The following is a 25,030-nucleotide window of genomic DNA, read 5'->3' as shown; positions in this document are numbered from 1 at the left end:
ATAGAAAGCCAGGCGTATAAAACGAATACGCCTACAACCTGCTTGGGTGCATCAATGAACGCTCCGTTCTTCCACGACCTGCCTGGACATGGTAACCGTTAACAAACATCCATTTTGGGGAGCAGTTTCAATCTGTACGGTACCATCAAACACTTTGGCGCGACTGATAATATTAGTAATTCCCATTCCGCGGGTCTTCGAAGTGGCATCAAAACCTTTCCCGTTATCTCTCACGGTTAGTATGACGTTATCGTCTTTCCCAAAAAGTGATATCCAGACATGCGTGGCCTGTGCGTGTTTTACAATGTTTGTCAACTGCTCCTGCAAAATGCGGTAGAGGGCAAGTTTCTGGCTCATCACAACACCGGTGTATCCGGAATAATCAAACGCAAACTGCAAGTGGTTGGAAAAAGCCACGGTTTCAATCAGTGCATTGATGGAATCAACCAGTGAACCGGTGCCCAACGTGGGTGCAGACAACTGGTGCGATAGATTGCGGATCTCGGTGATCGAACGATTCACCAATTGCATACTTCTTGGTATCAGGGGACTTCCTTCTTCCCTTGCTGCTATTTCCAGGTAAAGCTTTACGGTCGTCAGCACCTGGTTCACATTGTCATGCAGTTCGCGGCCAATCCATTCCCGTTCCCGCTCCTGCACGGCGACCATCTGCTGCGTAAGAAGACGCCGGTACTTTTCTTCTTCCGCCAAAAGCCGATCCGCGAGTTTGCGTCGGCGTAAGAGAAACTGGGCACCGAACAAAGAAAACAGGACAATAAAAAGGGATATAATAACCCGGGGTATAATAAACCGAGGCTGCCGGTTTGTAAAATCAACGAGAATATTGGCTTCCGAACTTCCGACGGTAGCAATGATCGCGTAGTCGTTAAGCTTGCGGTAACTGAACCAGGTTGGAATATGCCTGATCGCGTCCGGTGCAAAATAAAAGCTATCGGCACACTGCGCCACATGCCGAAACAAGGGGCTTTTATGGACGTCCTCCCCGGAGCTTTCGACGTCGCCGGTTCTGCGGGCATAGGTCATGCCATCGGGCGCTATCAGTGAGATGATGTCATTTTGCAAGGGATGCGCCTGCGCATAAAAGGAAGTGAAAACAGACGGCTGGATTTCAAGGGTAACCACACCGGCAAATCCACCTTTTTCATCATAGAGTCTGCGACTGATGACAATCACGGGTTTTCCACTAGCTCTTGATACCCGGGGTTCGCTGATCAGCAAGGAATCGCTATTGTTTTGGGAATGAAAAATAAAATACGGCTGGTCTGAAAAATCAGCCGCCGCATGACCCGGGAAGGCAACGTTTGCCATCTTCAGCCGGCCGTCAGGACCAATAATGGAAACACAATCATCGATATCCTGGCTTATGGATATTCGTTTCAATAAATTTTTCAGGTCCAGTGATTCGCCCTTGTCGGCATACTCCATTTTTACAACCTGTAACACCGCATCTGCATTGTGCAGCGTTCGGATTACATATTGCTCCAATGCGACCGCCAGGTTAGAATTTCTTTCTATGGCAAACCGGATGGTATCGCTCTTATCAAACGATCGTTGGCGACAATAGCTTACCCATATCATGGCCAACAAAAAAAGGCAGAGGGTCGAAACGGAGAAGACAATGCGACCGGTTTTTGACTTCAGGCTATTCATGGCTGGTGAGGGTTGAAAAAGAAAGAATAAGCGGAAAAGCCAAGCGGAGATTTCGGCGCGGTCATGGAATCGGATTTGCATTCAAAGAAAACATTAAATTCACTGCATTGCAAATGACCGCGCACAAAGCAGGGCGCAAAACCGGTGTTTGTAACAATTAATTCTGTTTGGCCTCTTTCGTTTCGAAGCTTTCGTTGCCGTGTAATGTTTTTATGCACAGCGGTTCTTTGATTTTCACCGATATAAACGGTTTGGCAGACGTTCGTTTGACGCACCAAATTCAATAGACGGAGGTGATTTCCTGACAGCAAAAGTTGGCGGCGGAACAAACCGAAGATGAGAGGAGGTTTGCTTGTCCTCAGTTCCCGGCGCGATGGATGTTAAGTTTTTTTGAAAGCAAGGCAATCCTGTTTCTGTCTGCCTGAATTCTCTCTACTTTTCCTGCATGGACCGGTTTTTTATCCTTTGTGCCAACGACTTGTATCTTGTCTGTTTTCTTATTGCCGGCATTTATTTTCTCTTACAGGCAAGAAGTACGCAAATTCAGCTTGTTTTCTTTGGCCTATCCGTTGCCCTGATTAGCTACAGCGTCGCCCTGCTTGCCGGGTTGTTTTACTTTGATCCGCGACCCTTTGTCGAGGGACATTTTGTTCCGCTGATTGCCCACGATACGGAAAACGGATTTCCTTCCGATCACGTCCTGCTGGTCTCTTGCCTTGCGGCAACGGTTGCCTTTTTTAATTCCAAACGTAGCGTGCTGCTTTGGGCCTTGACGCTGTTGGTGGCGTGTACGCGGGTTTACGTCGGCGTACACCACGTAATTGACGTGGCCGCAAGCATGGTTATCAGTGTTGCCGTGAGCAGTCTTGTTTACGTTTTTCTATATCGCAAATATTTTCTCCCACTAAGCTACGCAGTTCAAAAACAATGGTTCAAACCTGGGGTAAAACGATAAAAGCAGCAGGCCCTGTCGCTGCTTGGCTACCTTGCTTGTGAAGCCTTGGGTCTTTAACTTTGAAAAGCCTACGGAGAATTAGGGCAAGGGTACATCGAATGTCATCACCGCTCACCGCTGGTCGCCTTTAAAGTGCAAACAAAAACAACCCTGGGCGACCCGGTGCCAACTGTCACCGGATATTACACAGGGCAATCGACACACTATCAGTGGAAGAATTAAAAAAACAGATTCGCCATGCGTATCAGTTTCATAATTAATGCTCATATTTCAATTGGCCAATCCATGATATGCAGCCGCATCATCCAATGCTTTTGCATTTCATGAAACTCCTTTAATGGAACCGGAAACAGACGGCGTAAGGAAAATTTTCGCTGTTGAGGTTTCATAAATAAACGGATTAGCCCTTCTGTCTGTAGCGGTATCAAGCTCGGCACGAATGGCGTAAGCCACTTGATTGGCATTGTCACTTATGGCAACAGCCAGTGTTTCCATCAGCGAAAAAGTGCGGGACTGATTGCTGGTAATGCACCAATTTAATAAGGCATCGGCCAAAGCGCTAATGATGCGTTTGCGTTCCGGTTCGGGGCAAACAAGACAACGGCCAAAAACGTTCTCGCTTTCTATCCAACCATTAGAGGCAAGCTTCCTCGAAGTTAAACCGAAATGAAGCGGTAAGGATATTCCAGTGCTTCGGTGGATTTTCACACGCATTTCGGGAGAATTCCGGGGTTGTCTTCATTTGTTTGACGCTCATCTTTGCCGCAGGTTTTTCATAGGATATTGGATTTTACTACGGGCTGCATTTTTATGCGGCCTTTTTTCAACGAGCCCGGCCCTTCCTTTGCATAGCTGGACAAAAAAACCTCTTTATGAAAAAGATTCTCCTTTCACTGCTCTTCTTCTCTGCACTTGGTTTTGCCGCCTCGGCGCAAACAGAAGTCAAAGCCACCGGCAAAAAAGTAAAGGTGGAAAACAAGCACCACAAAAAGAAGCTGAAAAGAACCTCCACGCCGACCCAAAAGGTGCACAACCTCGTTCGTCCCAAACACAAAAAATACAGCGGCGTCAAAGTCAAATCCGAAACAAAAAAAGGGTAAGCCAACCGGCGTCGTAACGCAGCCCGGCCTCCGCTCGTAACGGAGGCTTTTTTCTTTAAGGATGTAAGCTAAGCGTTCGCGCTGGTTGTTGCGCTACGCTTTGGCGAAGCTTGGCCTAACCTCAATTCTTTGTCAGCAACTAATAGAGCAAACAGCCCTTCCTCACATTTGAACCTGACTTTCGCAGTAGTTGAGTAGGCGTTTTGCGGCTTGTAAAAACAGGGCGTATTCGACGGGCTTGGTGATGTATTCAACCGCTTCACGTTGAAAGTGCCCTTTGTCTTTTTCGCTGTCAGACGTGCTGAAAACAACCACCGGGATTTTCGAAAGAAAACCGTCTTCTTTGATGCGCCGAAGGGTTTCGCGGCCACCGAGTTTGGGCATGTTCAAATCGAGTACAATCAGGCAAGGAAGCGCACCATTCTGTTTTAACGCGTGAAGTTTTTGAAGTCCTTCTTCGCCGTTGCTTGCTTCCAGAAGACGAAAGGCGGGGTCAAGCGAATGGAACGCATCGCGCAATAACTCGATGTCGTCTCCGTCATCGTCCATGTAAAGGATGGTTGTGTTTTTCACCGGTTTCATTCTGCACACGTTTTCGGGTTGTTGAAGCCCAAAATTAAACACACCGAACGCTGGCTTAAATACGCTTAGACAAAGGCGGTTGCGGACTCTTTTAAACGAGCATAAAGTGCGTTGAATACTGTTTCGCTCTCAGGGTTCGTCGAGTTTCACATTTTCTTTTCTGTGAGGGTTGCTTCACGCCACTTTTGGGGCACTCTCTTTGCTCTTGCAACCGCTCAGTTTAAACCCTTGTACCGTGAAAAAGAAGCTCGCAACCCTGACCATCGAGGTGCCTTACAAGCGGGCCGGTAATGTTATCAGCCAACACCCCGTCACCTTTGACCTTTACCAGGACGGGGAAACGTATATCCTTATGCCGCAACTCCACGGGCCGGAGCTGGCGGTAGCAAACCTGCCCACGGAGCTTTGTTTTGTAATAGAAAATGAAAAGCCCCTTTCGCTCAGAGGCATCAAAGACGGCAACCTGCACGTCATACAGGACGCATTGGGAAAGCTTAAAGAGGAAGGGCTGCTCCTTGGTTGCAAGAAAGGGGAACATTAGCAAAGACTGCCGGCTGTGCGGGAATCGCAGGCACAAAATGAAATCTCCCTGTTGAGCTTGGGTTTGGCCGTTGTATGCTATATTCACTTTGGCTGTTGGCCAATCGAACTACCATCTCAGTTAGCCCCTCTGTTTATCAGGGGGCTCATTTTTGGGTTTAATCCAGCCGGACACTATTCTTTCTTTGTTTACTTATCCACAAACGCTTTGACGGTCTGAAAAACTTGCTTATTTTCTCTTTCAAACAAGCCATCCAAATGATTGCTTTTCGTGTTGTGATTGTCGACGACGACCCCGATGACCGGGGCTTGCTCCGAGACGCCTTCGAAGCCGCTGGAATAGAACCTGTTTTTGCCTTTTCGTCCGTCGAACCCTTTTTGCAGTACTTGTTCAGTGTAAAAGAAAGCGGCGAGCTGCCTGTACTTGTTGTCACAGATGTGAACATGCCGGGCATGACCGGGTTTGAACTGCTGAAGCGTTTAAAGCTCACGCCTCGCTTTTGTACAATTCCGGTGGTGGTGTGGAGCACGTCCAACGACGTAGAAGAAATGAATCGGGCGCTTCGCTTTGGCGCAGCCAGCTGCGTAGTGAAACCGGTCAGGATGAGCGAGTACAACCCGCTCATTCCCCGGATGTTGCATTGCGTGTAGGCGAGCGGGTAAAATCGTAGCATCCGTTTTGCATACCCTTTTCCGCATCACCAAATCTTTACCAAAATGTACCCACAAGCCCTGCAACAACGTTTGGAACGTGCCGTGATAGCCTACAAAAGTGAGCACCAAGAAAAACCCAGTCTTCTGCAAATTAGCCGCACCGATTACAACACCCTGCTGCCCCACGAAAGCCCAAACGCACGCTGCGGACTGGCGATTTACGGCGTTACCGTTGTTGGCCTTGACGACGTGCGGTCGGGTGATTATCACCTTGTGTCCTGACCTGCTCGTTGAACAGTCACTTTTGTTTCCGGGATAAATGAGCGTTGCCCTGCCTTCCACACATTGTCACTTGTTTTTAGTCCAAATGAACCTGAATGAACTACTGTTGGCTGTGGCGATACAGAAAATACAAGGAAAGGCATTTAACGCACAAGTTATTTAGGTGAACACTGCCGCATTCGAGGCCTTGCATGGATTCGGTAATAAAAAAGCCCCGCATGAACACGCAGGGCCGAAAAAAAGATTAGTCTATGAAATCCGGTGTCAAGGTAAAAAGGACCTCGTAAAAACGCAGGCGTGTGTTCAAATAATTAAGCGCTTTATTGAAAACCCTTAAACGAAAGCCACAAAAAGCCCTTGTGCAAACAAAAGCGCAAATCCATTTCATAGAATCCTTTTTAGAGGGATAACATAACAACCAGAGGAGGGTACAGTTGTGTGTTTTTTTGGCGTCGTAGCGGGTCGGCGACAGCACTGCATCCTTTGTAGTTTCGCATTAACTGTGTAGCCTGTTCATTTCTATACTTCCTTTAACGTTCAATTATCTGACCCCTGCCGTTGGCAGGGTCTTTTTATGCTGGCAAACTCGTTGAATAAAATTGCAACACGTGAAAAATAATTTCAGGAGAAACTGTCTATATTTAGTGCAACCAAAACAAACAGTATGTTTCCAAAAATCCAGGCGGCTTGTACAAGTCGTTTCTTTTTCCTGATTGCCCTTATCCTCATTTCCTGCAACACACATACGGCTTCGCCCGGCAACCCCGAAACAGAACTCCAAACCCTCAAGCTTCAGCTAAGCGGCTTGCAAAAAAGGGTTGATTCATTAATCGCGGTATTGGAACAACGACAACCGGAACATACTAAAAAAGTAAAGGCTTCAAAACAGGCAAAGGCAAATATCTCTGCAACTACCACACAAGCAACATCAGCCTACAATTGGCAGTCAGTAAATACCAATGCACCGGCCCTCAAAGAAACAAGGGAGCAGAGAGCTTACAGGGTAAGAACCGGGGCTATCTGTAACGACGGCAGCCGCAGTTATGCAACAGGCCGAGGCGCTTGTTCGCATCACGGGGGCGTGAGAGAATGGCTATATTAATAAAGCAAAATGCTAACATAATTTGCAATTTTTCTGAACAATTTGCTAATTTTATTGGTATTGATCAACTTTAATATTTGAAACATGAGTTATCGACCGGGTGAAAAAGTGCCCCAAAGCGGAATCTACGAAGAGCAAACAGTCTACGGTTCGAAAGTGACCGAAGTTACCTGCGTAAAAGGAGAGCATTTCCCGCCAACAGAATTCAGCGGCTATCATTACAAGCTGGTTCGAGCAGCTGTTCACAAACCTTCAAAGGGGTGATGCTTTTTACACTATCTCAGATCCGGCAACAATTGTTGCCGGATTTTTATTGTTATACACTCTTCCCTAAGGCACCGTTTATTTCACGACCTGAATTTTAACTGCGTATAAACTGCTTCAGTAAATTCATTATAAAAAAGCGGCACCTACATACACCTCACGCTTCAATAATGCCCCTTCCCAGCAATCACATTCCTCACCCCGCCTCTGACAGTCGGAGTATCACCCTCTCGCCTTGGTATCAGGTGCAGGTGCGTATGCATCACCGTCTGTCCGGCTGCCTCTCCGCAGTTAAGACCAAGATTAAAACCCAATACCGTCTTATCCCTTTTCAGGATCATTTCTCGGCCATCCTGTACAAGGCGGTTAACCGCGTTGATCTCCGGCTGCGAAATGGAAAAATAATCCGCTGTATGCCGTTTCGGTATCACCAGGCAGTGTAAATCACTAACCGGGTATTGGTCGTAAACAAGAAATGCAAGATTGTTTTCCGAAACAATCCGTTTCTTTTCAATTAAACAAAAAATACAATCTTTCTCGCGGTGTTCGTACTGATCCTTTATTTCTCTGAAGTCAGTAGCATCCGTATCTCGTTTCATGGCGTTGCAGGAATAGCACAAAGCTTGGTAATTATCTTCTTCGTCTTTTCCACCAAGGTTAACCGGCAGTATATGATCCACTTCCAAGGCTTTTTCACTGGCTGAAATGCCGCAAAGTTCACATCGAAACTGTGCCCGCTTCAACACCTTGTAACGGGCAGTGCCGCTGATATACCCTCGGCTTTTCTTTCGGTGTTGCCAGATCGCATCACCCCGTTTAGCGATGTATTCATCAATCTTCTTTTCGCAAATGGTAACCAGGTCAGCTATTTCATTTTTATGCAGGTGTTCAAAACCAGTCAGGAGGTAATGCTTCTTTTCTTTTTCTACTACCTGCCGGTTGCGCAGCACCTTGCCAACCATGTTATTGGTGATCTGCTGGTAGTATTCCAGCTGGCTGGGGTCGTACTGTAGTAGGTCACGGGCAATAGTAATATCTTCAGCTATGCCTCCCTCTTGCAGCAAACACTTAATCATCACCGGCTGGTAGATATGCGACATGCGCATTTGATGTAGGAGGAAGTCTTTGAGATGGTGATAGTTCATCGAAGAAAGATACAAAACAGGTTAGGTTAAACAGTCACCGACCAGACAACTGCATGCGGGAATAGCACTCATCAACTTATAAGGCTACTGGCTTCTATTCATAGTAAAAGATAGAAAAGACCAGTAAGTGCAAAGCATGTTTTATAATGACACCGATATAAAGTCAAGTTCTGTTTAGCATTCCTGAAATTAAAAGGGTTTGATGCCCACTTACAAATTAAGTTTTACCTACAAAAAAGGACGTCAAAAAAAGGAAAGATTTTTAGCCAATTTTTGTTGATTTACTTTTCTTAAATAATGAAAGGTTGTTTAAGTGCATGACATCAAAAAAGTAGACCCCCTTAAGTTCCTCGCCGAGCTTGTAAAAATCCTGAAAAAACTCTTTGCCCCAAGAATCTATAGGTCTATCTCCATGTTGTTGTCGTGAGTTAATTTGTACAAAAGTGAGATTAACTTTAGAGAGTAGCATGGCCATCTCATTGCTCATCCAATAGGAGTGTCTTAAGAGATCAACTAATTCTCGCTCAAGATCGCCAGCTGCGTCCGCTGATAGCATAAATACGTGACAATGGTTGCCTTCCAATGTATCGAAGCGGAATGTATTTAGATGAGAAATCGTGACCTCTATTTGATCGTATATTTTCTTACGCTTATCAAGAATGTATTTGCGAAAGTCATAAACATAGTCTAGCTTTTTCTGACTACGGCTTACGAGATAAGCTACAATTGCTGATAAGATTATAGTTATTGCACCTTGGATAAAGTAAAGAGGAGTAATGGGCATATCAGTTAAATATAAGCTTGATCAATTAGTCAATGATCAAGCGCCAACATATGTAAAAGTTATAGTCTGTCAAAACCTGCTTAATCTTTAATTACTTCAATAGAACGTCCTCTGTAATATTCTCCGCCACATTTATCAATGGTATCATAAATTTATTAAATGGAGTTTGTTCAGTTTTTGCATGCAAAACACCCCGTACGGTCCCTATAGATAACGCTGCAATATGAGCTGCAAATGCTTTTGATAAAGTCACGGTATGCTCTTTGGCATTGAACATGTGTCTCCAGGATTCATCCGCAATGGTGTAAATACAGGCTACTTCTAAAATGATAAAAGAGTTTTCTTTCTGTTCAAAAGAAAAGCGTGGACTCGCTAAAATAGATTTATCGCTTTCATTAAAGCCAAATCGAAAACTTGAATTTAGTTTTATGTGTTCAGCTTCGGTTTCTTTATAAGCTGCTTCAATAAGGGCAAATTGCTCGGTTTGAATATCTGCTAATTGAAAACTAACCGGCAGTTGTGTTTCTGTCATTGTTAGGAGAATTCAGTATGTCGTCGAAGCCACTTTTCTTTTCCGGGAACAGGATATTGGGTATGTAGTTGTTTTTCGTTCGCATTTTCAAACGCAGCCGTGATATCGATATCTAAAGAAAATCCTCCGCCGAGAACACATGTACTAGCCATGTATGATCCATGATGATAAGTCGCAAAGCCCCTTGAAATCTTTTCAGCAACCGGCAAACTTCTAAACCCTAAAACGGCCATTGGCTGAGGCTTGCCATCATGCAACAACTGAATACCCAATGCCGTTTCAAGTTTCACCAAAGTGTCCAGTGTCATATTTTCCTGCCCCTTCACAATCTTGTTCACTTGTTGTGCGGCAACACCCATTTTTTCGGCAAGATCACGCTGTGTTAAACCCTGGTAACGCAATTCTCTTAATACACGCAAGGCGATGGCCGCAGAACGTTTTTGCCAGTTCCTGTTCTGCTTCCTTTCTTCTGCTTTTTGCAGCCAGCCCGAAGGCTTGTCGCTGGAAAGTGCCTGCAATCTTTTAGTAAGGTCCATGGTCATTCTTCGTTGTTTAAATCCTCAGGTTCAGAAATTCCTTCACTTTTCAGCCATTCTCTTACTCGTTCAATTTTTTGAAGCTCTGCCACCAAATGAGGCCGTTCATTCATCGTATGAGTAAGCTTAATGGCGCCTCCGGTTACGATATACAAATTTGGTGCGAGCCTGATGGCATAGATCCTGAGTTTGGGGTTCGGCCGTTGTCTGGTCCGGATGGAAGCCTTGCTCTTTTGTAAAGGCTTCAGTTCGTAAATTCGGTTATCAAGCGGTTTAAAGAGCTGTTGTAAAGCAAGGCCATTTCCCGCTAGCCCTCCTTTTACATAGTAAATAAGTGCATCTTCTAGTTCTTCGGCCTCATCCAGAAGGGAAAAAACGGTCTCTTCAATAAGTTCATCGGTGTCATTAGTCCACGAGGTGGCCGCTAGGTCATGAATGTGCTCACGGAAAAAGCTTTCAAGATATTCTACATTAGCCCATAGGTCAAAAAGACGCTCAAACTCGTCGGTTTCTTCATTGTATTGGATAGCCCAGAGACCGCCATCATCTGAATTTGTTCCAACAAATATAGGTACGAGTTCCATAAAATGAACTTATAAGTTTATTTTTTCGGTAAGAATTGTATATTTGCATAGATTGGCCGTAATTTTACGGTATAGATAAGCAAGCCCTGCAAGGGGCAATTAATTTTTCATCATAAGTAGTATCAAAGTCAGTTAAAATAGCAAAACCGTATGAAACAAAAAAATATTGGTGAAGAGATGAAAATCTGTCACTGTTTGTTAAGGAAAACAAAACAGGACAAGCTGTTGATGAGCAAAAGAAGTTCTTAAAATAGGAAAGCCCCTTACGGGGCTAACGAAAACAGAAAAGAAAGGCCTCGGAAACCTGGCATCGCAAGATGCTGCCTTTTCTGTAATTAGTTGATCGGTCGCAAATATAGAGTCGGAATGTCGATAAGCAATACACTATGAAAGCTTAGCACCTTCACTCCTCCTGCTCCTTTTTCCTCCTTTACAGAACTCCCTTAGGTTAAACTCTTGATGCAGTAGCAGCTACACAACCTGTGCCTTCTATTGTTTAAGAAATCAACGTCACCGGCGAAATGAATGGGTCATTTATTTAAACACAATAAAACTCATAACAATGGGAAAAAATCAACACGTCGTGCCCAACAACGGGCAATGGAGCGTAAAAGGAGAAGGCAACAGCAAGTACACCGCTACTACCGACACGCAAAAGCAAGCGATTGAAATAGCACGAGAAATTGCACAGAATCAAGGAAGCGAATTGGTGATTCATGGGCGCAATGGGCAAATACGTGCTAAGGACAGTCACGGAAACGACGTCTATCCACCTAAAGGGTAGTGTATAAACACGGGCTCTTGCATTTCAAACATTGCTCAATCATGGAAAATGAGTCGAGTGCCGCCTTTATACGTTGTTCTAAACATCTCAATCACCACTTCAAAATTTACGAATGGCCTATTATAAAAACTCTGCCTACCTGACGCTGAATAATCATTCAGCCTTTGATCTTACACACCATCCAGGGGCGAAAACATCCAATTCGGGAATCTACCGTTGCGATGGCTGTGGTCACGAAATCGTGTCGGTAAGCCCGCACCCGCTACCCCCACAAAACCATCATCAGCATACGCAGGCACAAGGGCATATTCGATGGAGGCTTGTAGTCGCTACTACCCATTAAGCCTAATTCAAAAAATTCACAATAACCACAAAAAAACCTCTTTATTATGACTCCCTATGCAAATCTAAATGGCAATTCCGGCGTTCGTGCTTACCAAGTCGGCACAAACCTGATTGATGTTCAATTTTCTGATTGGTCCGTTTACCGGTATACGTACAGTAGTACCGGAGCTAATTATATCGAGGAAATGAAGCGTTTGGCAATAGCTGGAAGAGGGTTAAATAGCTTTATCGGAAAATATGTAAAGAAAAATTACGCGGCCAAACTTAGATAGAAAACCGAAAGAAATACTTTAGTTAAACCTTATGTATCAAAATGAAAAAACTATCGATAAAGGACTTAATTGAATTCAGGCAAAAGTCTGAGTAAAACAATTTCTGACCGCTAATAAATTTAGTGTTTTTATAAGGTGATTTGACTTAATTCAAACTAACGATTAAAATGGCTCTAATTCTCCCAAAAGTTTTGAAGTTAATTTTTCAAAGCAATGGCAATGAAGTATGGCAATACTTTAGTACTGAAACGACTCTTGATAGTATCCAAATTATCAGTGCAACGCCTTTTGTAATTGAATCGGCAGGTATTCATTATTTCTTGACAAGTGATAGTAGTGATAGTAATATCGACGCTTACGAGTATGCTTTATTAACAACGAAAAAAACGAAAAAAAAGGACTTACCTTCTGGTAGGATAAAAATTAAAAGGTGGATCAAGCATCCATTATTTCAAAATAGGACATCTGACGAAGTGATAACAACTTGGGTAGACAGCTTTAGATTGGTAAAGGAGAATGAACAGGCAAATATTAAGGGGCTAAGATCTCCGCAAGTTGGGGCATTGTACTCCATTCTTGCTCATGTTCAAAATCCGGACGAAAAAGCAATAGTTGTTATGCCAACAGGTACAGGCAAAACTGAAACGATGTTGGCTACCTTAATTGCAAACTCTTGTAATAAATTATTAGTTTCTGTTCCATCTGATTCTTTGAGAACACAGATTTCGGAAAAGTTTATCACCTTAGGTTTACTCAAGGAATATGGCATTGTTAATCCGTCATGCTTGAACCCTATCGTTGGCATAATTAATCACGCTTTTTCCAATGTTGAGGAACTTCAAGAGTTTGTTTCAAAATGCAACGTTGTCGTTTCGACAATGAACCTGCTGACAAGCCTTTCACTTGAGCAAAAGGCAATACTCAATCACTTCTTTTCGCATTTTTTTGTCGACGAAGCCCACCATTCGGAGGCGGATACTTGGAAAGAATTAATAGAAAGATTTGATCCATCAAAAGTCATTCTTTTTACCGCCACGCCTTTTCGGAATGACGGGAAAAGTTTGCAAGGGAAAATCATCTTTAATTTTTCCTTGCGAAAAGCACAAGAGCAGAAGTATTACAAGACTATTAATTATTTACCAATCCGAGAGTACAACAAGAAATTGGCCGATGAAAAAATTGCAGAAAGGGCCGTCCAACAGTTGAAGGCAGATCTCACGGCCGGGTTTAAACACATCCTCATGGCGAGGTGCATGAGCAAACGAAGGGCATTGGAGGTTTTTGATCATTACCAAAGATTTCCAGAGCATAACCCCGTTGTGGTTTATACTGGTGCGCCAGGATTAGCGGCAAAAATCGAAGCGATTAAAAAAGGTAATCATTCCATCATAGTCTGTGTGAATATGCTCGGTGAAGGATTTGACTTACCCAATCTAAAAATTGCGGCCATCCACGACGAGCGGCAAAGCATTCCGGTTACTTTACAGTTTATCGGGCGCTTTACCCGAACCTCTTATAGTCAATTGGGTAACGCAAGCTTTGTGACGAACACAGCGTATCCACCCATCCACGAAGAACTAGACCAGTTGTACGCTCGAAACGCAGATTGGAATTTATTACTACCTCGCTTAAGCGCCAACGCAACACAAAAGGAAATTAGCATCAAAGAGTTCTTAGATGGGTTTTCAAACCTGGATGATTCCTTAATCCCCTTCACCCAAATTAATCCCGCTCTCAGCACCATAATTTATAAAACCAATGTCAATGCGTGGAAACCCGCAAAACACTATTGGGAAGAACTTTTTTCCGATTATGAACACGTCTTTAGTGATACAAACCACAAGGACACGCTGGTCATTATTTTAGGCAAAATTGAGCAGGTTGAATGGGGCACATTTGTGAGTGTTCAAAACTTAAAATGGGACGTTATTGTTATTCATTGGGATGTGGGTCCAGCTTTTAACCGGGTCTTTTTAAATACGTCTATAAAACAGTATTCTGGAATCGAATTACTGGAAAAAATATTTGGTGAAGGCAATCTCAATCTGATTACAGGGATGGGCGTTTTTCGGATATTTTATGATGTCAACCGCCTTTCACTTTTTAATGTAGGAACAAGAAGGGGCATCGGTCAGGACATTACCTTTCAATCATACTTCGGCAAAGGTGTTCAAGACGGCATCAAATTACTTGAGCAAGGAACGCTCATAAAAAATAACATATTCGGTGTTGGGTATAAAGACGGAGAAAAAACGTCTTTGGGGTGTTCTGTTAAAGGGAAAATTTGGTCGTATCAACGAGGGAACTTGGATGAATTAACCAAATGGTGCAAAACAATTGGAGCGATTGTCGAAGATGAAACGATTGATCCAAACATCGTGCTAAAACATACTTTGGCTGTTGAATCGTTAGACGAGCGGCCTAAGAACGTTATGCCGGTTTTAATTGATTGGAATCCTGAAATGTACGAGAATACAGAGAACCGGTATGGCCTAACGATAAATGGCGTACCGCTTGACCTGGCACATGCCGAGTTAAATCTATTGAATCCAACACTTGATCAAGCTTTACAATTTTCTCTCGACACAGACCGGTTTTCTGTACAATTCCAAATAGATCTTGGCAAGAATGCTGCAACAGAAGAAAACTACTACCAAGTTAAACAACTGACAACCGAAACCTGCTTTATTCAATTTGGAGCGAGAACCGAATCTTTGTTGCAGTTCTTTCAGCACTATGTCCCAACCATTTGGTTTGCCGACGGATCGCAGTTATTTGGGAACCTCTATGTCAAGTTAAAGAGTCAACCAGATGGCATATCTCTTGATAACATTATTGCAGATGACTGGACAGGTGTGAATATTGAAAAAGAATCGCAGGACATTGCTCCCTACGTTCAAGATTCAATCCAGTATTATTTTATTGAAAAAATCAGAAACGAATTTCAATTCATTTATGACGATGACGGTAAAGGAGAAATAGCCGATATTATCGGCATTAACGACACAGGTAGCGCGATAAATGTACACTTATACCATCTCAAATATGCTCGAAACGGGCAGACAAGCAATAACATTGACAATTTCTATCAGGTTTGCGGACAAGCACAGAAATCATTAAAATGGAAGCACAAAGACAGCCGAGAGATTTTTACGCACCTCTTTAAACGAAAAACAAAAACTTTAGGAAACAATTCGTGTAGTCGAATCGTTAAAGGCACGGAAGATGATTTAGAGAAGTTTTTAGAGCAAGCCAAATGGACGAAGCCAGTTCGTTATCATATGTACATTGTTCAACCGAGCTTGAGTAAAGGCAATGCTTCCAGTGATATTTTATTACTGCTTGGCAACGTTCAGCATTGTTTGGCAACCATTGGAAATATTGATTTGACGGTTTATGCAAGTCAATAAAACATAATTAGTGCAACATGTTGTTAGCACAATAACAAAGAGCACTAGTACTTTCAGCAATATGCACCTTGCTCCTTATTTCCAATTTTGCGGCTACCCTTTTAGACGACGCTTTATTTTTTAGTAATCACCGGTACCAACTGTTATTTGTCAAGGCCAGAAATATTACAATGTTATTCTACTCATTCCACTGCTTTAAAGAGGATTACTTTATGGGTTAAATTATTCCAATCCAACTTTACCCGTCAACTGAGTTCACCTTAATTTTCTGACGGAATATTAGAGCTTTGCCAGAAGTAATAACTTTGCCTGTATTCGATAATGAAAAAATCCCTCGCACATCTCCCAGAAAGCAAACAACAGGAACTCCAACGGATAACCCAGCTTATTGTAGAAACGGTAAACCCTGAAAAGATAATTCTCTTTGGCTCTTATGCTACGGGCAACTGGGTAGAAGACCGCTACACCGAAGGCCACATCACGTACGGATACATCAGCAATTAGGACATACCGGTTATGACCAAAGTAGACGAAGTAAACAACGCTTATAAATACTAGAACAAAAAAGCGCTTATTTGAAGTTGACAATAATTCTATTGTCAAAAACTTTGACCATAAAATTTTTGTCATATCCATTAGGTAGCGTCCTCTCCGCCCAAGTTGACCTTTCACTTAAAAACGGCCTTAGCGCCGTCGGTGGCAGGGAGGGTGGTATTTCTGCTTGCCCTGCCAATGACCAGCGAACGAACTATGTTTCGAATATCCATTACCAACATCTGGCTGTTGGCGCAACATATCTATAAAATCCCGCAAAGTATCAAGAGTAGTTTAAATTACCCGCCATGAAATATCAGATTATAGGGTTACGCTTCCACGCTAAAGAATTAGATCTAATTAAAACGCTTAACAAACCAAGAAGAGGAAAGCTTACAAGTAAAAAAAATGAGAAACCGGCGAAGGCTACTCTTTCTCCCCAAAGTCATGAATACAATGTAAAAGCTGCCTTTGGCATGTTCTCTTCAAAAAGTATAGTAAATATTTCAGAAAAGGACATAAAAGGAGTTGGTTTCAAGGACAAGCAGTTTCACCTGCGAATAATTAACGGGTACGTAAATCAACGGTCATTGAACGAAACAAACATTCTTGTCAGCTGCTTTTCCGACCAATCATTCAATGGGAAAAAGACTTATTACCAAAAGGTTTTTATTCCGCTTACCCGAAAAGCAAATCCAATGTTTATCATTGAAACCGCCCTGTTTACGTCAGACTTAGGATTTAGATCACAAATGGCTACCGTTGCATTGCTTCAGGAAGAGGAAATATCTGTTTGTTTTTTGGAAGAAAAGGCACACGGCAACTGGCTCGTTGTTGAATCATCGAATAAGCAAACACTAAGGCGATTTCAAGAAAAATTTCATCTGGTTCAACTGGCTTTAGGTTACTTCATGGGCCATTTTCCGAGTGATAAAGCCTATTTCTTTTTGTATAACAGGAAAGCGAAAAAAGACATCAGTAGCTTCTGTGTAGCTGCGTTAAGGCCATCTATGCATGGCAACTACATGCCCGTACAAATGAATCCTTTCGGTATTTCCATACCGTCCGAGATTGCAAAACACTACCAACCTCTATTAAAGCCTTTGAGCATAAAACAATTTTCCTCTTTTATTTCCCTGCTGGCTTCTTCCGCCGATTGGATGAGTATCTTGACATTAATTATAGAAGCGGGAGAAGCCTCGCTGGTGCTCATGCCGGGTGCTTACGCAATTGCGCTGGAGTCAATAGTAAAATTGATCCCAGGGAACAAGAAAAAAGAACCTTTGATTCGCAACAAACAAGAAAAAGAGTTTTTTTTAAAAGCTTGTCTCAAAGCATTGGACGAAATTTCAATTGGAAAGTCCGAGGCAGAGTTGGACGCGATTGCCGTTATACGATCCAAGATACCCAACCTTTTGCAGCAGACAAACCGTGAAAAATTAAGCGCCCCTTTTGAGAATCTTGGTATTGAATTGAATGAATACGACAAACAGGCGCTTGAAACCCGAAACGCTTTTCTGCACGGCCGGTTTCCGGATATAACAAATCTCGGTCCGCAGAGGCCATTGTCAAGGGTTAACAAGGACTTGCTTTATTGCAGCCTTCGTTTCTACAATTTGATAAACAAGTTGATTTTAACGTTGATTGGATTTAAAGGATATTTCTGTAACCATTCTAAATTACAACAGGCGTACACGGGCGTTAAACTTGACAATGAAGACTACTATATTGGCGTCGGCCTAAACGATTAACGCCTTACAATTTGGATTTCGGTAATGGCTTTTTAAACAACCTCAAACAGCAAGTCGTTTGTTAAAACGATAAATGAAGCCCTGAAAATACCGGCATTTTTCCAGCAACGTATCAAACGACAACTCTTTAAATAGTTCTGCATTATCAATTTCGCTATAACTTTTGCAATGGCTCCTTAAAAATCCTTTTGGGTCTTCCAGCATCATGCAATCACCATTATATTCCAGAGCCGTCTGGTACTTGCGATTAAAAGCTTCAATATCGGCAACAACAAGCGCCTCAATTTCATAAATATTCAAGAGAAAAATGCCCTGTTTATTTACAACACGGTTTGATTCGGAAAAGTATCGTTTCTTTTCGCTAAACACTTGACTGTGCGTATGAATGCTGTCAAGGTCGCGAATGAAAATAACAATGTCCGGGCGTTTATCTTCAAATTCAATTCGAAGAAACCGTTTGATTTTTTGACTGTCCAGCAGGCTGCCGTGAATCTGATCGAGAAGCGTTACGAAGTCATAAGCAGGAGCGGGGTAACGTTTGCGCAGAAGATTTTGTATCGCACTTGTGTCAGTTGGCGCTTCACCCACTAAGCCTATCCTCATAATATTTATCTTTTTTTTCAAGGTCCGAGAACCGCCAGTAATCACTTAATAAATCTTCTTCAATGTATTTTCTGGCCTTACTCATTTCTGCATCAGTTAAATGCCGAAGCTTGGTTCCTTCTTGCTTATCCGAATAAGCAATGATGACTCGATCAAGGTCACTTTGTGACAAGGCATCCAAAACTTGAGGCGAATGAGTAGTGAGAATAATTTGCTTATCTTCTGCCTGTTCTTTTAAAAAGCGTAATAGTGCTTGTAGTTGATGTGGGTGTATGCCAAGCTCGGGTTCCTCAAGTAAGATAACTCGACCGTCATCTTTCGATACCACAGCCATAGCTTTGCCTGCATAATAATACTCGCCGGAGTAAGCAACCTCAGAGATGATATAAAACAATCGCTTGGTACCGTCAGAGAGTTGGTCAAAAGGATACCATTCATCATCAATGTAAAATTCAAGCAAAAGATTATTGACACTGAATTCACCGTTGGTTTTGTCTATCAAAACATTTAGACTTTTATTAAAACGAATGTCTTTAATGGGGGTAATTGAGCGTAAATGCTTTTTTAGAGAATCAATGCCGTTCAATACATTATTGACTTCTTTCTCGACGCCTTCTTGCGTAAAGTCTTCAGAAGAAAGCAGCCCTAAGAAAATAAAAGAAGTAAGAATGCTCTTTGGAAAAAAAACATTTTCTCCCTCCGCAATTATTCTAAACAGGTCCGAACTAAACTTGGTTCTTGAAACTTTAATATTCAGTGGTTTTGTTACAAAGTAAAAATTATCGGGTATTCCATGAGTAATCAAAGTAGTAGAGAAGAGGAAATTGTAGTTTCGAATTTTCTGAAAAAAATTTGAATTCAGGTCCTCGGCTTCTGCAATAACTTCAGAATTATAAAAAAAAGTCGCTTCCAAATCTGAACCGCCAAAAAAAGGCTTGCCGTTTACTATATCTTCTTTGAATGAACCTTTTGCTTTTACTTGGAACACATTTTCATTTTGTAACAGCGTCAACCGGGCGAAAAAATCACTCAGGTTTTCGTATTCAAACGATAACATCCGGTGAAGAAAATAAAGGAAATTTGTTTTTCCGGCAGCGTTCTTGCCAATGATGACATTCAAACCCGGTTTGAAATCGATAGTAATATCCTTAATGGACTTATATCCTCCTAAAGTAGCCTCTTTTAAATATACGCTGTTCTCTTGCATGAATCACAATCTTTCTTTCAGGAAAACATTGGTTTACTTGCCCTCTGCTATTGAAATTTATTCCGCGCTGTCGGTTAGCGAAACGTAAACAAAAGTAAGTGAATTACTTACTCTACAAATTTGTCCGAAGTTCTACAAGGAACAGCGCGTAACCTTTTGGATACGGTAAAAAAGCCTCTGCGTTTTGGAGGCTTATAATTATTCCAAATTTTATTCATTGGCCCGTACCTAGCTTTCCTTGTACATCCGCATGTTGGATGATTTTATAAATAGCCGAAGAAAGCGGATATTGATAGTTGAACGGAAGGAACCTTGGTATGTTTGCAAGCTTAACGTAAATCGCATAAAAGTTTTGGTCTTAGGTGAAGACCCTAACTAAAATAATTGGCACAATCAAAACAGCAAAAAAACTTTGAACTATCTTTATTTACAACCGCTTTTCACCAAAGCTTATCTTGCAGGAGTGAAAACATCGCTTACACATTTACCAGAATACAAACAACAACAAATCCTTCAAATCACTTCCATCATTAAAAAAGTTGTTGCACCCGGAAAGATCATTCTTTTCCGCTCTTGCTCACCGGCAATTGGGTAGAAGATAAATACTTTAAGGACGGCGCTCGCTACTCTTACAAAAACTTACTTGCTTACTTTATATCCTGATCACTCATGCTTAAATAAAAGCATCTTGGATGAAAGCGCCAAAGAAAGCCCTATCCTTTACATGACAAAGGCCTTCGTAGAAACGAAGGCCGGATTTTTCTGCTTATGAGAACTTGCGTTCACATAGTGAGTTGAATTTACAATTATATTAGCGGGTAAACCAAAACCTTCTCTTATGTTCCGTCAGCTTTTCTACGGTGTTTTGCTCTCAACCGTACTAACATCGGCCAAGCCTCTGAATAATGTTTTTGTTTGCAATAGCAAAACTTCTATTGCTTACCACAGTACAAAATCGTGTAAAGGTTTAAATAGGTGTACCCACACCATCGTTGAAGTTTCAGAGCAAAAAGCGATCAAAGAATACGGCAAACGAAAATGCCGCGTCTGCTATTAGGTGAAAGCAATCACAGTCCGTCAAGTTTTATCTGCATAAATACGGAGCAATCAAGTTAGCGAAACTGAAAGACCTACGATCTTTAGTAACGCCGTGCCTTTTATGATAGTAAGCTTCCACATAAAAAGAATCTATTATGCTCGAAGAATTTTTCAATGAACAAAAACGCAAACGCAAAGTCACCCGCAGAGGTCATATTTTAGTTTGGTATATTCTTGGGCCAATAGCATTGCTTTTCGCGGCTTTCCGGATATGGCAGTTACTTACTGGCAGACTATAAAATCATGCTTTTGCCACCTTGTATTATGTTTGAGTATTAAGATCTTGACTAAGTACAACTTTAATCAACCTCTTTTCGTCGCTCTCACTGTCCTTTCCTCTTCTTTTAATTTTTTGTATTCAATTATTTTTTCTTCGGTTAAATTATCCATGATTTTTCCGAATTGGGCATACGAAGCACCTAGTGAATTAAGAATTAAGTCAATCGTGGTGGCTTTAACCTCCGAAAGGCCAGATAAAGCTTCTGAAAGAGTAGCAGGGCGAAGTCCGGTCGTACTAGAAATTTTGCCATAACTATCGTCAAGATTCATATCTACTACGCCTTTTTTGTCATTCCTTTTTCGTTGCTTCTTGTTCTTATCTAGTAATAGCTTAAAGGCTAAAGCATACTTGTATTTCACATATACCTGTTCTTTGTTTTTAGCCATTTGGAAAAAAACAGGTTTTTGAAAAAAAATTTGTTACGGTGTAGCGTAAGACGTAAAAATTGCTATATTTACAATCGTATAAATAAATTTGCGATTCTTCATAAGTAATTGAAGCAATTCGCTCTGAGTCTCGACAGGAAATCTGGGAAATTTCAAAGACACGAGAGGATGAGTGAAGGGCTCACGTTCCGGCGTGGGCTCTCTCTTATCGTGTCAAGGCTCCCCAGAGCCTCCTGTCGGTAAGCTGAGACCCGCGCCTTTTTTATATCTCAACTTACAAAGGACTTACATTTTTTACACTTCAAAATGTAAGAAATCATGCTCCTGCTTTTCGCTTCTTCACTGCAAACCACTCCCCACAAAAAGCTTCCCTTCGGGCAAAGCATTGCTGCTATTCTATTTGCCAAGAAACCCAAAAAACCGGTGTAAAACCGGGATAGCCGTAGCGGGTTTGGGAAGGCCAGTTCTTTGTAAAATTTGGCTAACCGTAGATGGGCCTTAGTAAGTACGCCTTCCCGAACTCCTCGGCTATGTGCCGGCAACCTTCGGCCAACGAGCAACCCTTGTCAGCTTTTGCCTATTGCTCAATTTATTTCCTGACTTCTAACTCCTCAAAAATGAGAAAACTGCTCATAGGGGCCTTGCTATGCCCTTTCCTTTCCATGTGTCAGCCTCTTTCCCTTCGTGGAAAGATCATCAATCAGAACGGCGAGCCTATTCCCGGCGCTACCGTCACAGTAATCTCCCCAACCACAAACCATAAACCACCAACCACAAACGCCGGCAATGACGGCACCTTCTCGCTTACAACCCTTAATTTGGGTGATACCGTCAGCGTTACGGCCATCGGCTACGAGCCATACAAAGAAGTCTTTGATGAAGCCTTGGCTCGCCACCCGCAGTTGACCATCACGCTGAAGACCCGCACCGGCCTTCTCGACGAAGCCGTCATTATCGCCTACGGCAAAACCACCCGTCGCCTTTCTACCGGTAACGTGGCCCGCCTATCGGCAGGCGAAATCGCCTACCAGCCCGTGTCAAATCCATTGTCTGCTCTCGAAGGCCACATCCCCGGCCTCACGGTTGTTCAGTCTTCCGGCCTTCCCGGCGCTTCGGTAAAGCTCCAGCTTCGCGGCCAGTCTTCCATCACCGCCGGCTCCGATCCCCTCTTTATCGTGGACGGCGTTCCCTGGGCCGCAGCCAACAATTTCGTAAACCGCCTTTCCTCCCTGCTATCATCGGGTGGGGGAGGCCTCAGCCCTTTCAACACACTTTCCCCTGCCGACATTGAAAGCATCGAAATCCTGAAAGACGCCGACGCCACCGCCATCTACGGCAGCCGCGGCGCGGCCGGCGTAGTGCTTATCACTACCAAAAAAGGCACCGCCGCGTCGCCGGTGGCAGCGGTCACTGCTTCCTATGGCTTTTCAAAAGTTTCCCGGCAGGCCCGTTTCCTGAACACGGCGGAGTACCTCCAAATGCGCCGCGAGGCCTTCCGCAACGACGGCGTGACACCTACGCTAACAAACGCCCCGGACCTTCTGGCTTGGGACACCACCCGCTACACAAATTGGCCTCGCCTCCTCACCGGTGGCACGGCCCGTACGGCCGATGTTCAGGCCTCCCTTTCAGGCGGCACGCGGTTCACACGTTTCTACCTCGGTTCCACCTTCCATCGCGAAACCACCGTCTTCCCCGGCAACATGGCCGACACAAAAGGCTCCCTGCACGCAACCTTGTCGCAGGCATCGGCCGACAGCCGTTTTAACCTCTCTCTTTCCCTGTCGTACAGCCTCGACAAAAACAACCTGGCGGCCCTTGGCCTCGCCGGCTTCATCAACCTGCCACCCAACGCGCCGTACCCCCTGGCAGCCGATGGCTCCTTGGTTTGGGAAGAAGGCGGCGCGGCCTTCAACAACAACCCGTTTGCCTGGCAAAGGCGTTCCTATGCCGCCAAAACCGACAACGGCACGGCAAGTCTCAACTTATCCTACAACATTTTCAAAGGACTGGTCCTGCGCACGGCCCTTGGCGGGAATTTTTTAACCACCGAAGAAGAGGCGCTCACGCCAATCGCGGCGCAAAACCCCTCAACCTCACCACGCGGCACGGCGCAATTCGCCACCAACCGTTTCTGGAGTTGGATAGCCGAACCGCAGCTATCCTACACCGCTGCCATCGGGAAGGGCCGCATCGAGGCCTTGCTGGGCGCTTCCGTCCAGCAATCGGCAAACAACGGCCTTTCAATCACCGGCTCCGGCTACACCACCGATGCCCTTCTCCGTTCGCTGGCTGCCGCACCCACCATCTCGTCACGGTCCAACGGCCAAACCGAATACAACTACGCGGCAGGCTTTGGCCGGCTCACCTACAACCTTTTGAACCGCTACATCATAAACTTTTCCGGTCGCCGCGACGGCAGCAGCCGCTTCGGTCCCGGTAGGCAATGGGCTTCCTTTGGCGCGGTGGGAGGGGCCTGGATTTTTTCGTCCGAACGTTGGCCGGCAACGCACTTGCCGGTTCTCAGTTTCGGCAAGCTCCGGGCAAGTTGGGGAACAACCGGCAACGACCAGATCGGCGACTACCAGTACCTCGATGCCTGGGGAGCGGTTCAGCCTTACGGCGGCAATACGGCCCTCACGCCTTCGGCGCTTTTCAATCCTTCCTATAGCTGGGAGGTCGTCAAAAAATGGGAAGCGGCCCTGAACCTCGGCTTCTGCAAAAACCGCTTTCTCTTGTCAGTCGCTTGGTTCCGAAACCGTTCCGGCAACCAGTTGGTCAAGTACAGCCTGCCCGTACAAACAGGCTTCAGCAGCATCACCGACAACTTTCCCGCCCTCGTGCAAAACACCGGCTGGGAAGTCGAGCTCTCAGCCACGCCGGTTTCAGGAGCAGGGCTTACGTGGACAACGACCGCCAATCTTACCGTTCCGCAAAACAAGCTGCTGTCCTTTCCAGGCTTGGCAAAATCGTCTTATGCGTCCACCTACATCGAAGGGCGGCCGCTCTCGGTCATCTACAAGCTGCGCAGCACCGGGGTGGACCCGGCCACCGGCGTCTTCACCTTCGAAGACAAAGACAAGAGCGGAACAATTTCCATCCCGGCCGATTACCTTGAATCCGGCTACCTGGGGCCTCGCTTTTACGGCGGTTGGGGCAACACCCTAACGGCAGGCGGCTGGGAAGCGTACCTGTTTTTTTCTTTCAAAAAGCAGTGGGGCGCTACCTACCTGTCTTCCATTTATGCCGCGGGCATCGTTCCCGGAAGTGCCAACAACCAACCAATCTACGTGCAGGATCGCTGGCAGGCGCCGGGCAACCAAACAACCGTGCAGCGTTTTACGGCCGTTACATCCGGCCCGGCCTATGCGGCCGTTTCCCGCTTTCGCTCCTCCGACGGGCTGTACGGCGATGCTTCTTTCATCCGGCTTAAAACCGCCTCTCTGGCCTACAACATACCGGCCAACCGGCTGAAACGCTGGGGAATCCGGGGCCTGCGCCTCTACCTGCAGGGGCAAAACCTCCTGACGTTTACCGGCTACAAAGGAGCCGACCCCGAAAACCAAAACCTGCTAACCCTTCCGCCGCTCAAAACCCTCGTGGCCGGCCTGACATTCACCTTTTAAAAA

24 protein-coding genes are annotated in these 25,030 nt (G+C 44.3%); 13 read left to right on the top strand and 11 right to left on the bottom strand.

Annotated elements, in window-relative coordinates:
* Positions 1-51 precede the first annotated feature (51 nt).
* On the bottom strand, positions 52-1,671 hold the full coding sequence (locus FSB75_RS12675) for a cache domain-containing sensor histidine kinase (protein ID WP_172623136.1): 1,620 nt from the start codon (positions 1,669-1,671) through the stop codon (positions 52-54).
* A 445-nt stretch (positions 1,672-2,116) separates the two neighbouring features.
* Here FSB75_RS12675 and FSB75_RS12670 point away from each other — a divergent pair, with 445 nt between their 5' ends.
* Positions 2,117-2,626 (top strand): phosphatase PAP2 family protein, encoded by a 510-nt coding sequence (locus tag FSB75_RS12670; RefSeq protein ID WP_146788002.1) that lies wholly within the window; start codon positions 2,117-2,119, stop codon positions 2,624-2,626.
* Between the two features lie 321 nt (positions 2,627-2,947).
* Here FSB75_RS12670 and FSB75_RS12665 read toward each other — a convergent pair whose 3' ends face one another.
* Positions 2,948-3,340 (bottom strand): hypothetical protein, encoded by a 393-nt coding sequence (locus FSB75_RS12665; RefSeq protein ID WP_146787999.1) that lies wholly within the window; start codon positions 3,338-3,340, stop codon positions 2,948-2,950.
* A 158-nt stretch (positions 3,341-3,498) separates the two neighbouring features.
* Here FSB75_RS12665 and FSB75_RS12660 point away from each other — a divergent pair, with 158 nt between their 5' ends.
* Positions 3,499-3,726, top strand: a complete 228-nt coding sequence (locus FSB75_RS12660; RefSeq protein WP_146787996.1) for a hypothetical protein — start codon at positions 3,499-3,501, stop codon at positions 3,724-3,726.
* Positions 3,727-3,888: 162 nt separating this feature from the next.
* Here FSB75_RS12660 and FSB75_RS12655 read toward each other — a convergent pair whose 3' ends face one another.
* A complete protein-coding gene (locus FSB75_RS12655; protein ID WP_146787993.1) occupies positions 3,889-4,308 on the bottom strand; it encodes a response regulator in 420 nt (139 codons plus the stop codon).
* A 235-nt stretch (positions 4,309-4,543) separates the two neighbouring features.
* On the opposite strand from FSB75_RS12655, the gene FSB75_RS12650 reads away from it, so the two are divergent.
* From FSB75_RS12650 to FSB75_RS12630, 5 genes are all read left to right on the top strand, one after another.
* Positions 4,544-4,849, top strand: a complete 306-nt coding sequence (locus FSB75_RS12650; RefSeq protein ID WP_146787989.1) for a hypothetical protein — start codon at positions 4,544-4,546, stop codon at positions 4,847-4,849.
* A gap of 257 nt (positions 4,850-5,106) precedes the next feature.
* Positions 5,107-5,499: a response regulator gene (locus tag FSB75_RS12645; RefSeq protein ID WP_146787986.1), complete on the top strand. Its 393-nt coding sequence runs from the start codon at positions 5,107-5,109 to the stop codon at positions 5,497-5,499.
* Between the two features lie 66 nt (positions 5,500-5,565).
* Positions 5,566-5,784 (top strand): hypothetical protein, encoded by a 219-nt coding sequence (locus FSB75_RS12640; RefSeq protein ID WP_146787983.1) that lies wholly within the window; start codon positions 5,566-5,568, stop codon positions 5,782-5,784.
* Positions 5,785-6,448: 664 nt separating this feature from the next.
* A complete protein-coding gene (locus FSB75_RS12635) occupies positions 6,449-6,886 on the top strand; it encodes a DUF3761 domain-containing protein (protein ID WP_146787980.1) in 438 nt (145 codons plus the stop codon).
* A gap of 84 nt (positions 6,887-6,970) precedes the next feature.
* Entirely contained in the window at positions 6,971-7,150 is a 180-nt protein-coding gene (locus FSB75_RS12630) for a YjzC family protein (protein WP_146787977.1), read from the top strand.
* 164 nt (positions 7,151-7,314) lie between these two features.
* Here FSB75_RS12630 and FSB75_RS12625 read toward each other — a convergent pair whose 3' ends face one another.
* The 5 genes from FSB75_RS12625 to FSB75_RS12605 form a co-directional block, all read right to left on the bottom strand.
* Positions 7,315-8,295, bottom strand: a complete 981-nt coding sequence (locus FSB75_RS12625; RefSeq protein WP_227990571.1) for an HIT domain-containing protein — start codon at positions 8,293-8,295, stop codon at positions 7,315-7,317.
* Positions 8,296-8,557: 262 nt separating this feature from the next.
* The gene (locus tag FSB75_RS12620; RefSeq protein WP_146787974.1) at positions 8,558-9,079 is read right to left on the bottom strand and encodes a hypothetical protein; all 522 of its coding nucleotides are present in this window, start codon (positions 9,077-9,079) and stop codon (positions 8,558-8,560) included.
* Positions 9,080-9,170: 91 nt separating this feature from the next.
* Positions 9,171-9,611 carry a hypothetical protein gene (locus tag FSB75_RS12615; protein ID WP_146787971.1) on the bottom strand — a complete coding sequence of 147 codons (441 nt, stop codon included), beginning with the start codon at positions 9,609-9,611 and terminating at the stop codon, positions 9,171-9,173.
* A 2-nt stretch (positions 9,612-9,613) separates the two neighbouring features.
* The gene (locus tag FSB75_RS12610; RefSeq protein WP_146787968.1) at positions 9,614-10,153 is read right to left on the bottom strand and encodes a helix-turn-helix transcriptional regulator; all 540 of its coding nucleotides are present in this window, start codon (positions 10,151-10,153) and stop codon (positions 9,614-9,616) included.
* Complete coding sequence (locus FSB75_RS12605) at positions 10,150-10,731, bottom strand: hypothetical protein (RefSeq protein ID WP_146787964.1); 582 nt, start codon at positions 10,729-10,731, stop codon at positions 10,150-10,152. The genes FSB75_RS12610 and FSB75_RS12605 overlap by 4 nt, the downstream gene beginning before the upstream one ends.
* Positions 10,732-11,293: 562 nt before the next feature.
* Between FSB75_RS12605 and FSB75_RS12600 the strand changes: the two genes are divergently transcribed.
* The 5 genes from FSB75_RS12600 to FSB75_RS12575 all read left to right on the top strand — a co-directional run bounded on the left by FSB75_RS12600 (position 11,294) and on the right by FSB75_RS12575 (position 17,827).
* Positions 11,294-11,515 (top strand): DUF2188 domain-containing protein, encoded by a 222-nt coding sequence (locus tag FSB75_RS12600; RefSeq protein ID WP_146787958.1) that lies wholly within the window; start codon positions 11,294-11,296, stop codon positions 11,513-11,515.
* 389 nt (positions 11,516-11,904) lie between these two features.
* The gene (locus FSB75_RS12590) at positions 11,905-12,132 is read left to right on the top strand and encodes a hypothetical protein (RefSeq protein WP_146787954.1); all 228 of its coding nucleotides are present in this window, start codon (positions 11,905-11,907) and stop codon (positions 12,130-12,132) included.
* A gap of 167 nt (positions 12,133-12,299) precedes the next feature.
* Entirely contained in the window at positions 12,300-15,542 is a 3,243-nt protein-coding gene (locus FSB75_RS12585; RefSeq protein WP_146787950.1) for a DEAD/DEAH box helicase, read from the top strand.
* Between the two features lie 321 nt (positions 15,543-15,863).
* Positions 15,864-16,046 (top strand): nucleotidyltransferase domain-containing protein, encoded by a 183-nt coding sequence (locus FSB75_RS12580; RefSeq protein ID WP_146787947.1) that lies wholly within the window; start codon positions 15,864-15,866, stop codon positions 16,044-16,046.
* A 338-nt stretch (positions 16,047-16,384) separates the two neighbouring features.
* Entirely contained in the window at positions 16,385-17,827 is a 1,443-nt protein-coding gene (locus FSB75_RS12575; protein ID WP_146787944.1) for a hypothetical protein, read from the top strand.
* Positions 17,828-17,869: 42 nt separating this feature from the next.
* Here FSB75_RS12575 and FSB75_RS12570 read toward each other — a convergent pair whose 3' ends face one another.
* The 3 genes from FSB75_RS12570 to FSB75_RS12560 form a co-directional block, all read right to left on the bottom strand.
* Positions 17,870-18,451: a hypothetical protein gene (locus tag FSB75_RS12570; protein WP_146787941.1), complete on the bottom strand. Its 582-nt coding sequence runs from the start codon at positions 18,449-18,451 to the stop codon at positions 17,870-17,872.
* Positions 18,408-19,637 (bottom strand): AAA family ATPase, encoded by a 1,230-nt coding sequence (locus FSB75_RS12565; RefSeq protein WP_146787938.1) that lies wholly within the window; start codon positions 19,635-19,637, stop codon positions 18,408-18,410. Before FSB75_RS12565 ends, FSB75_RS12570 begins: the two co-directional genes overlap by 44 nt.
* A gap of 1,401 nt (positions 19,638-21,038) precedes the next feature.
* Complete coding sequence (locus FSB75_RS12560) at positions 21,039-21,401, bottom strand: hypothetical protein (RefSeq protein WP_146787935.1); 363 nt, start codon at positions 21,399-21,401, stop codon at positions 21,039-21,041.
* A gap of 617 nt (positions 21,402-22,018) precedes the next feature.
* Between FSB75_RS12560 and FSB75_RS12555 the strand changes: the two genes are divergently transcribed.
* On the top strand, positions 22,019-25,027 hold the full coding sequence (locus FSB75_RS12555; RefSeq protein WP_172623135.1) for a SusC/RagA family TonB-linked outer membrane protein: 3,009 nt from the start codon (positions 22,019-22,021) through the stop codon (positions 25,025-25,027).
* Positions 25,028-25,030: the final 3 nt, after the last annotated feature.

It is taken from the genome of Flavisolibacter ginsenosidimutans (genome assembly GCF_007970805.1).
In the GTDB taxonomy this organism is placed as follows: Bacteria; Bacteroidota; Bacteroidia; order Chitinophagales; family Chitinophagaceae; genus Flavisolibacter; species Flavisolibacter ginsenosidimutans.
Note: the sequence above shows the minus strand (reverse complement) of the source record. Positions and strands in the feature narration are given on the sequence as shown.

Excerpts from the sequence above, each read along its gene's own strand:
- FSB75_RS12675 (WP_172623136.1), bottom strand. The coding sequence starts at position 1,671 with ATGAATAGCCTGAAGTCAAAAACCGGTCGCATTGTCTTCTCCGTTTCG.
- FSB75_RS12670 (WP_146788002.1), top strand. The coding sequence starts at position 2,117 with ATGGACCGGTTTTTTATCCTTTGTGCCAACGACTTGTATCTTGTCTGT.
- FSB75_RS12665 (WP_146787999.1), bottom strand. The coding sequence starts at position 3,340 with ATGCGTGTGAAAATCCACCGAAGCACTGGAATATCCTTACCGCTTCAT.
- FSB75_RS12660 (WP_146787996.1), top strand. The coding sequence starts at position 3,499 with ATGAAAAAGATTCTCCTTTCACTGCTCTTCTTCTCTGCACTTGGTTTT.
- FSB75_RS12655 (WP_146787993.1), bottom strand. The coding sequence starts at position 4,308 with ATGAAACCGGTGAAAAACACAACCATCCTTTACATGGACGATGACGGA.
- FSB75_RS12645 (WP_146787986.1), top strand. The coding sequence starts at position 5,107 with ATGATTGCTTTTCGTGTTGTGATTGTCGACGACGACCCCGATGACCGG.
- FSB75_RS12640 (WP_146787983.1), top strand. The coding sequence starts at position 5,566 with ATGTACCCACAAGCCCTGCAACAACGTTTGGAACGTGCCGTGATAGCC.
- FSB75_RS12635 (WP_146787980.1), top strand. The coding sequence starts at position 6,449 with ATGTTTCCAAAAATCCAGGCGGCTTGTACAAGTCGTTTCTTTTTCCTG.
- FSB75_RS12630 (WP_146787977.1), top strand. The coding sequence starts at position 6,971 with ATGAGTTATCGACCGGGTGAAAAAGTGCCCCAAAGCGGAATCTACGAA.
- FSB75_RS12625 (WP_227990571.1), bottom strand. The coding sequence starts at position 8,295 with ATGAACTATCACCATCTCAAAGACTTCCTCCTACATCAAATGCGCATG.
- FSB75_RS12620 (WP_146787974.1), bottom strand. The coding sequence starts at position 9,079 with ATGCCCATTACTCCTCTTTACTTTATCCAAGGTGCAATAACTATAATC.
- FSB75_RS12615 (WP_146787971.1), bottom strand. The coding sequence starts at position 9,611 with ATGACAGAAACACAACTGCCGGTTAGTTTTCAATTAGCAGATATTCAA.
- FSB75_RS12610 (WP_146787968.1), bottom strand. The coding sequence starts at position 10,153 with ATGACCATGGACCTTACTAAAAGATTGCAGGCACTTTCCAGCGACAAG.
- FSB75_RS12605 (WP_146787964.1), bottom strand. The coding sequence starts at position 10,731 with ATGGAACTCGTACCTATATTTGTTGGAACAAATTCAGATGATGGCGGT.
- FSB75_RS12600 (WP_146787958.1), top strand. The coding sequence starts at position 11,294 with ATGGGAAAAAATCAACACGTCGTGCCCAACAACGGGCAATGGAGCGTA.
- FSB75_RS12590 (WP_146787954.1), top strand. The coding sequence starts at position 11,905 with ATGACTCCCTATGCAAATCTAAATGGCAATTCCGGCGTTCGTGCTTAC.
- FSB75_RS12585 (WP_146787950.1), top strand. The coding sequence starts at position 12,300 with ATGGCTCTAATTCTCCCAAAAGTTTTGAAGTTAATTTTTCAAAGCAAT.
- FSB75_RS12580 (WP_146787947.1), top strand. The coding sequence starts at position 15,864 with ATGAAAAAATCCCTCGCACATCTCCCAGAAAGCAAACAACAGGAACTC.
- FSB75_RS12575 (WP_146787944.1), top strand. The coding sequence starts at position 16,385 with ATGAAATATCAGATTATAGGGTTACGCTTCCACGCTAAAGAATTAGAT.
- FSB75_RS12565 (WP_146787938.1), bottom strand. The coding sequence starts at position 19,637 with ATGCAAGAGAACAGCGTATATTTAAAAGAGGCTACTTTAGGAGGATAT.
- FSB75_RS12560 (WP_146787935.1), bottom strand. The coding sequence starts at position 21,401 with ATGGCTAAAAACAAAGAACAGGTATATGTGAAATACAAGTATGCTTTA.
- FSB75_RS12555 (WP_172623135.1), top strand. The coding sequence starts at position 22,019 with ATGAGAAAACTGCTCATAGGGGCCTTGCTATGCCCTTTCCTTTCCATG.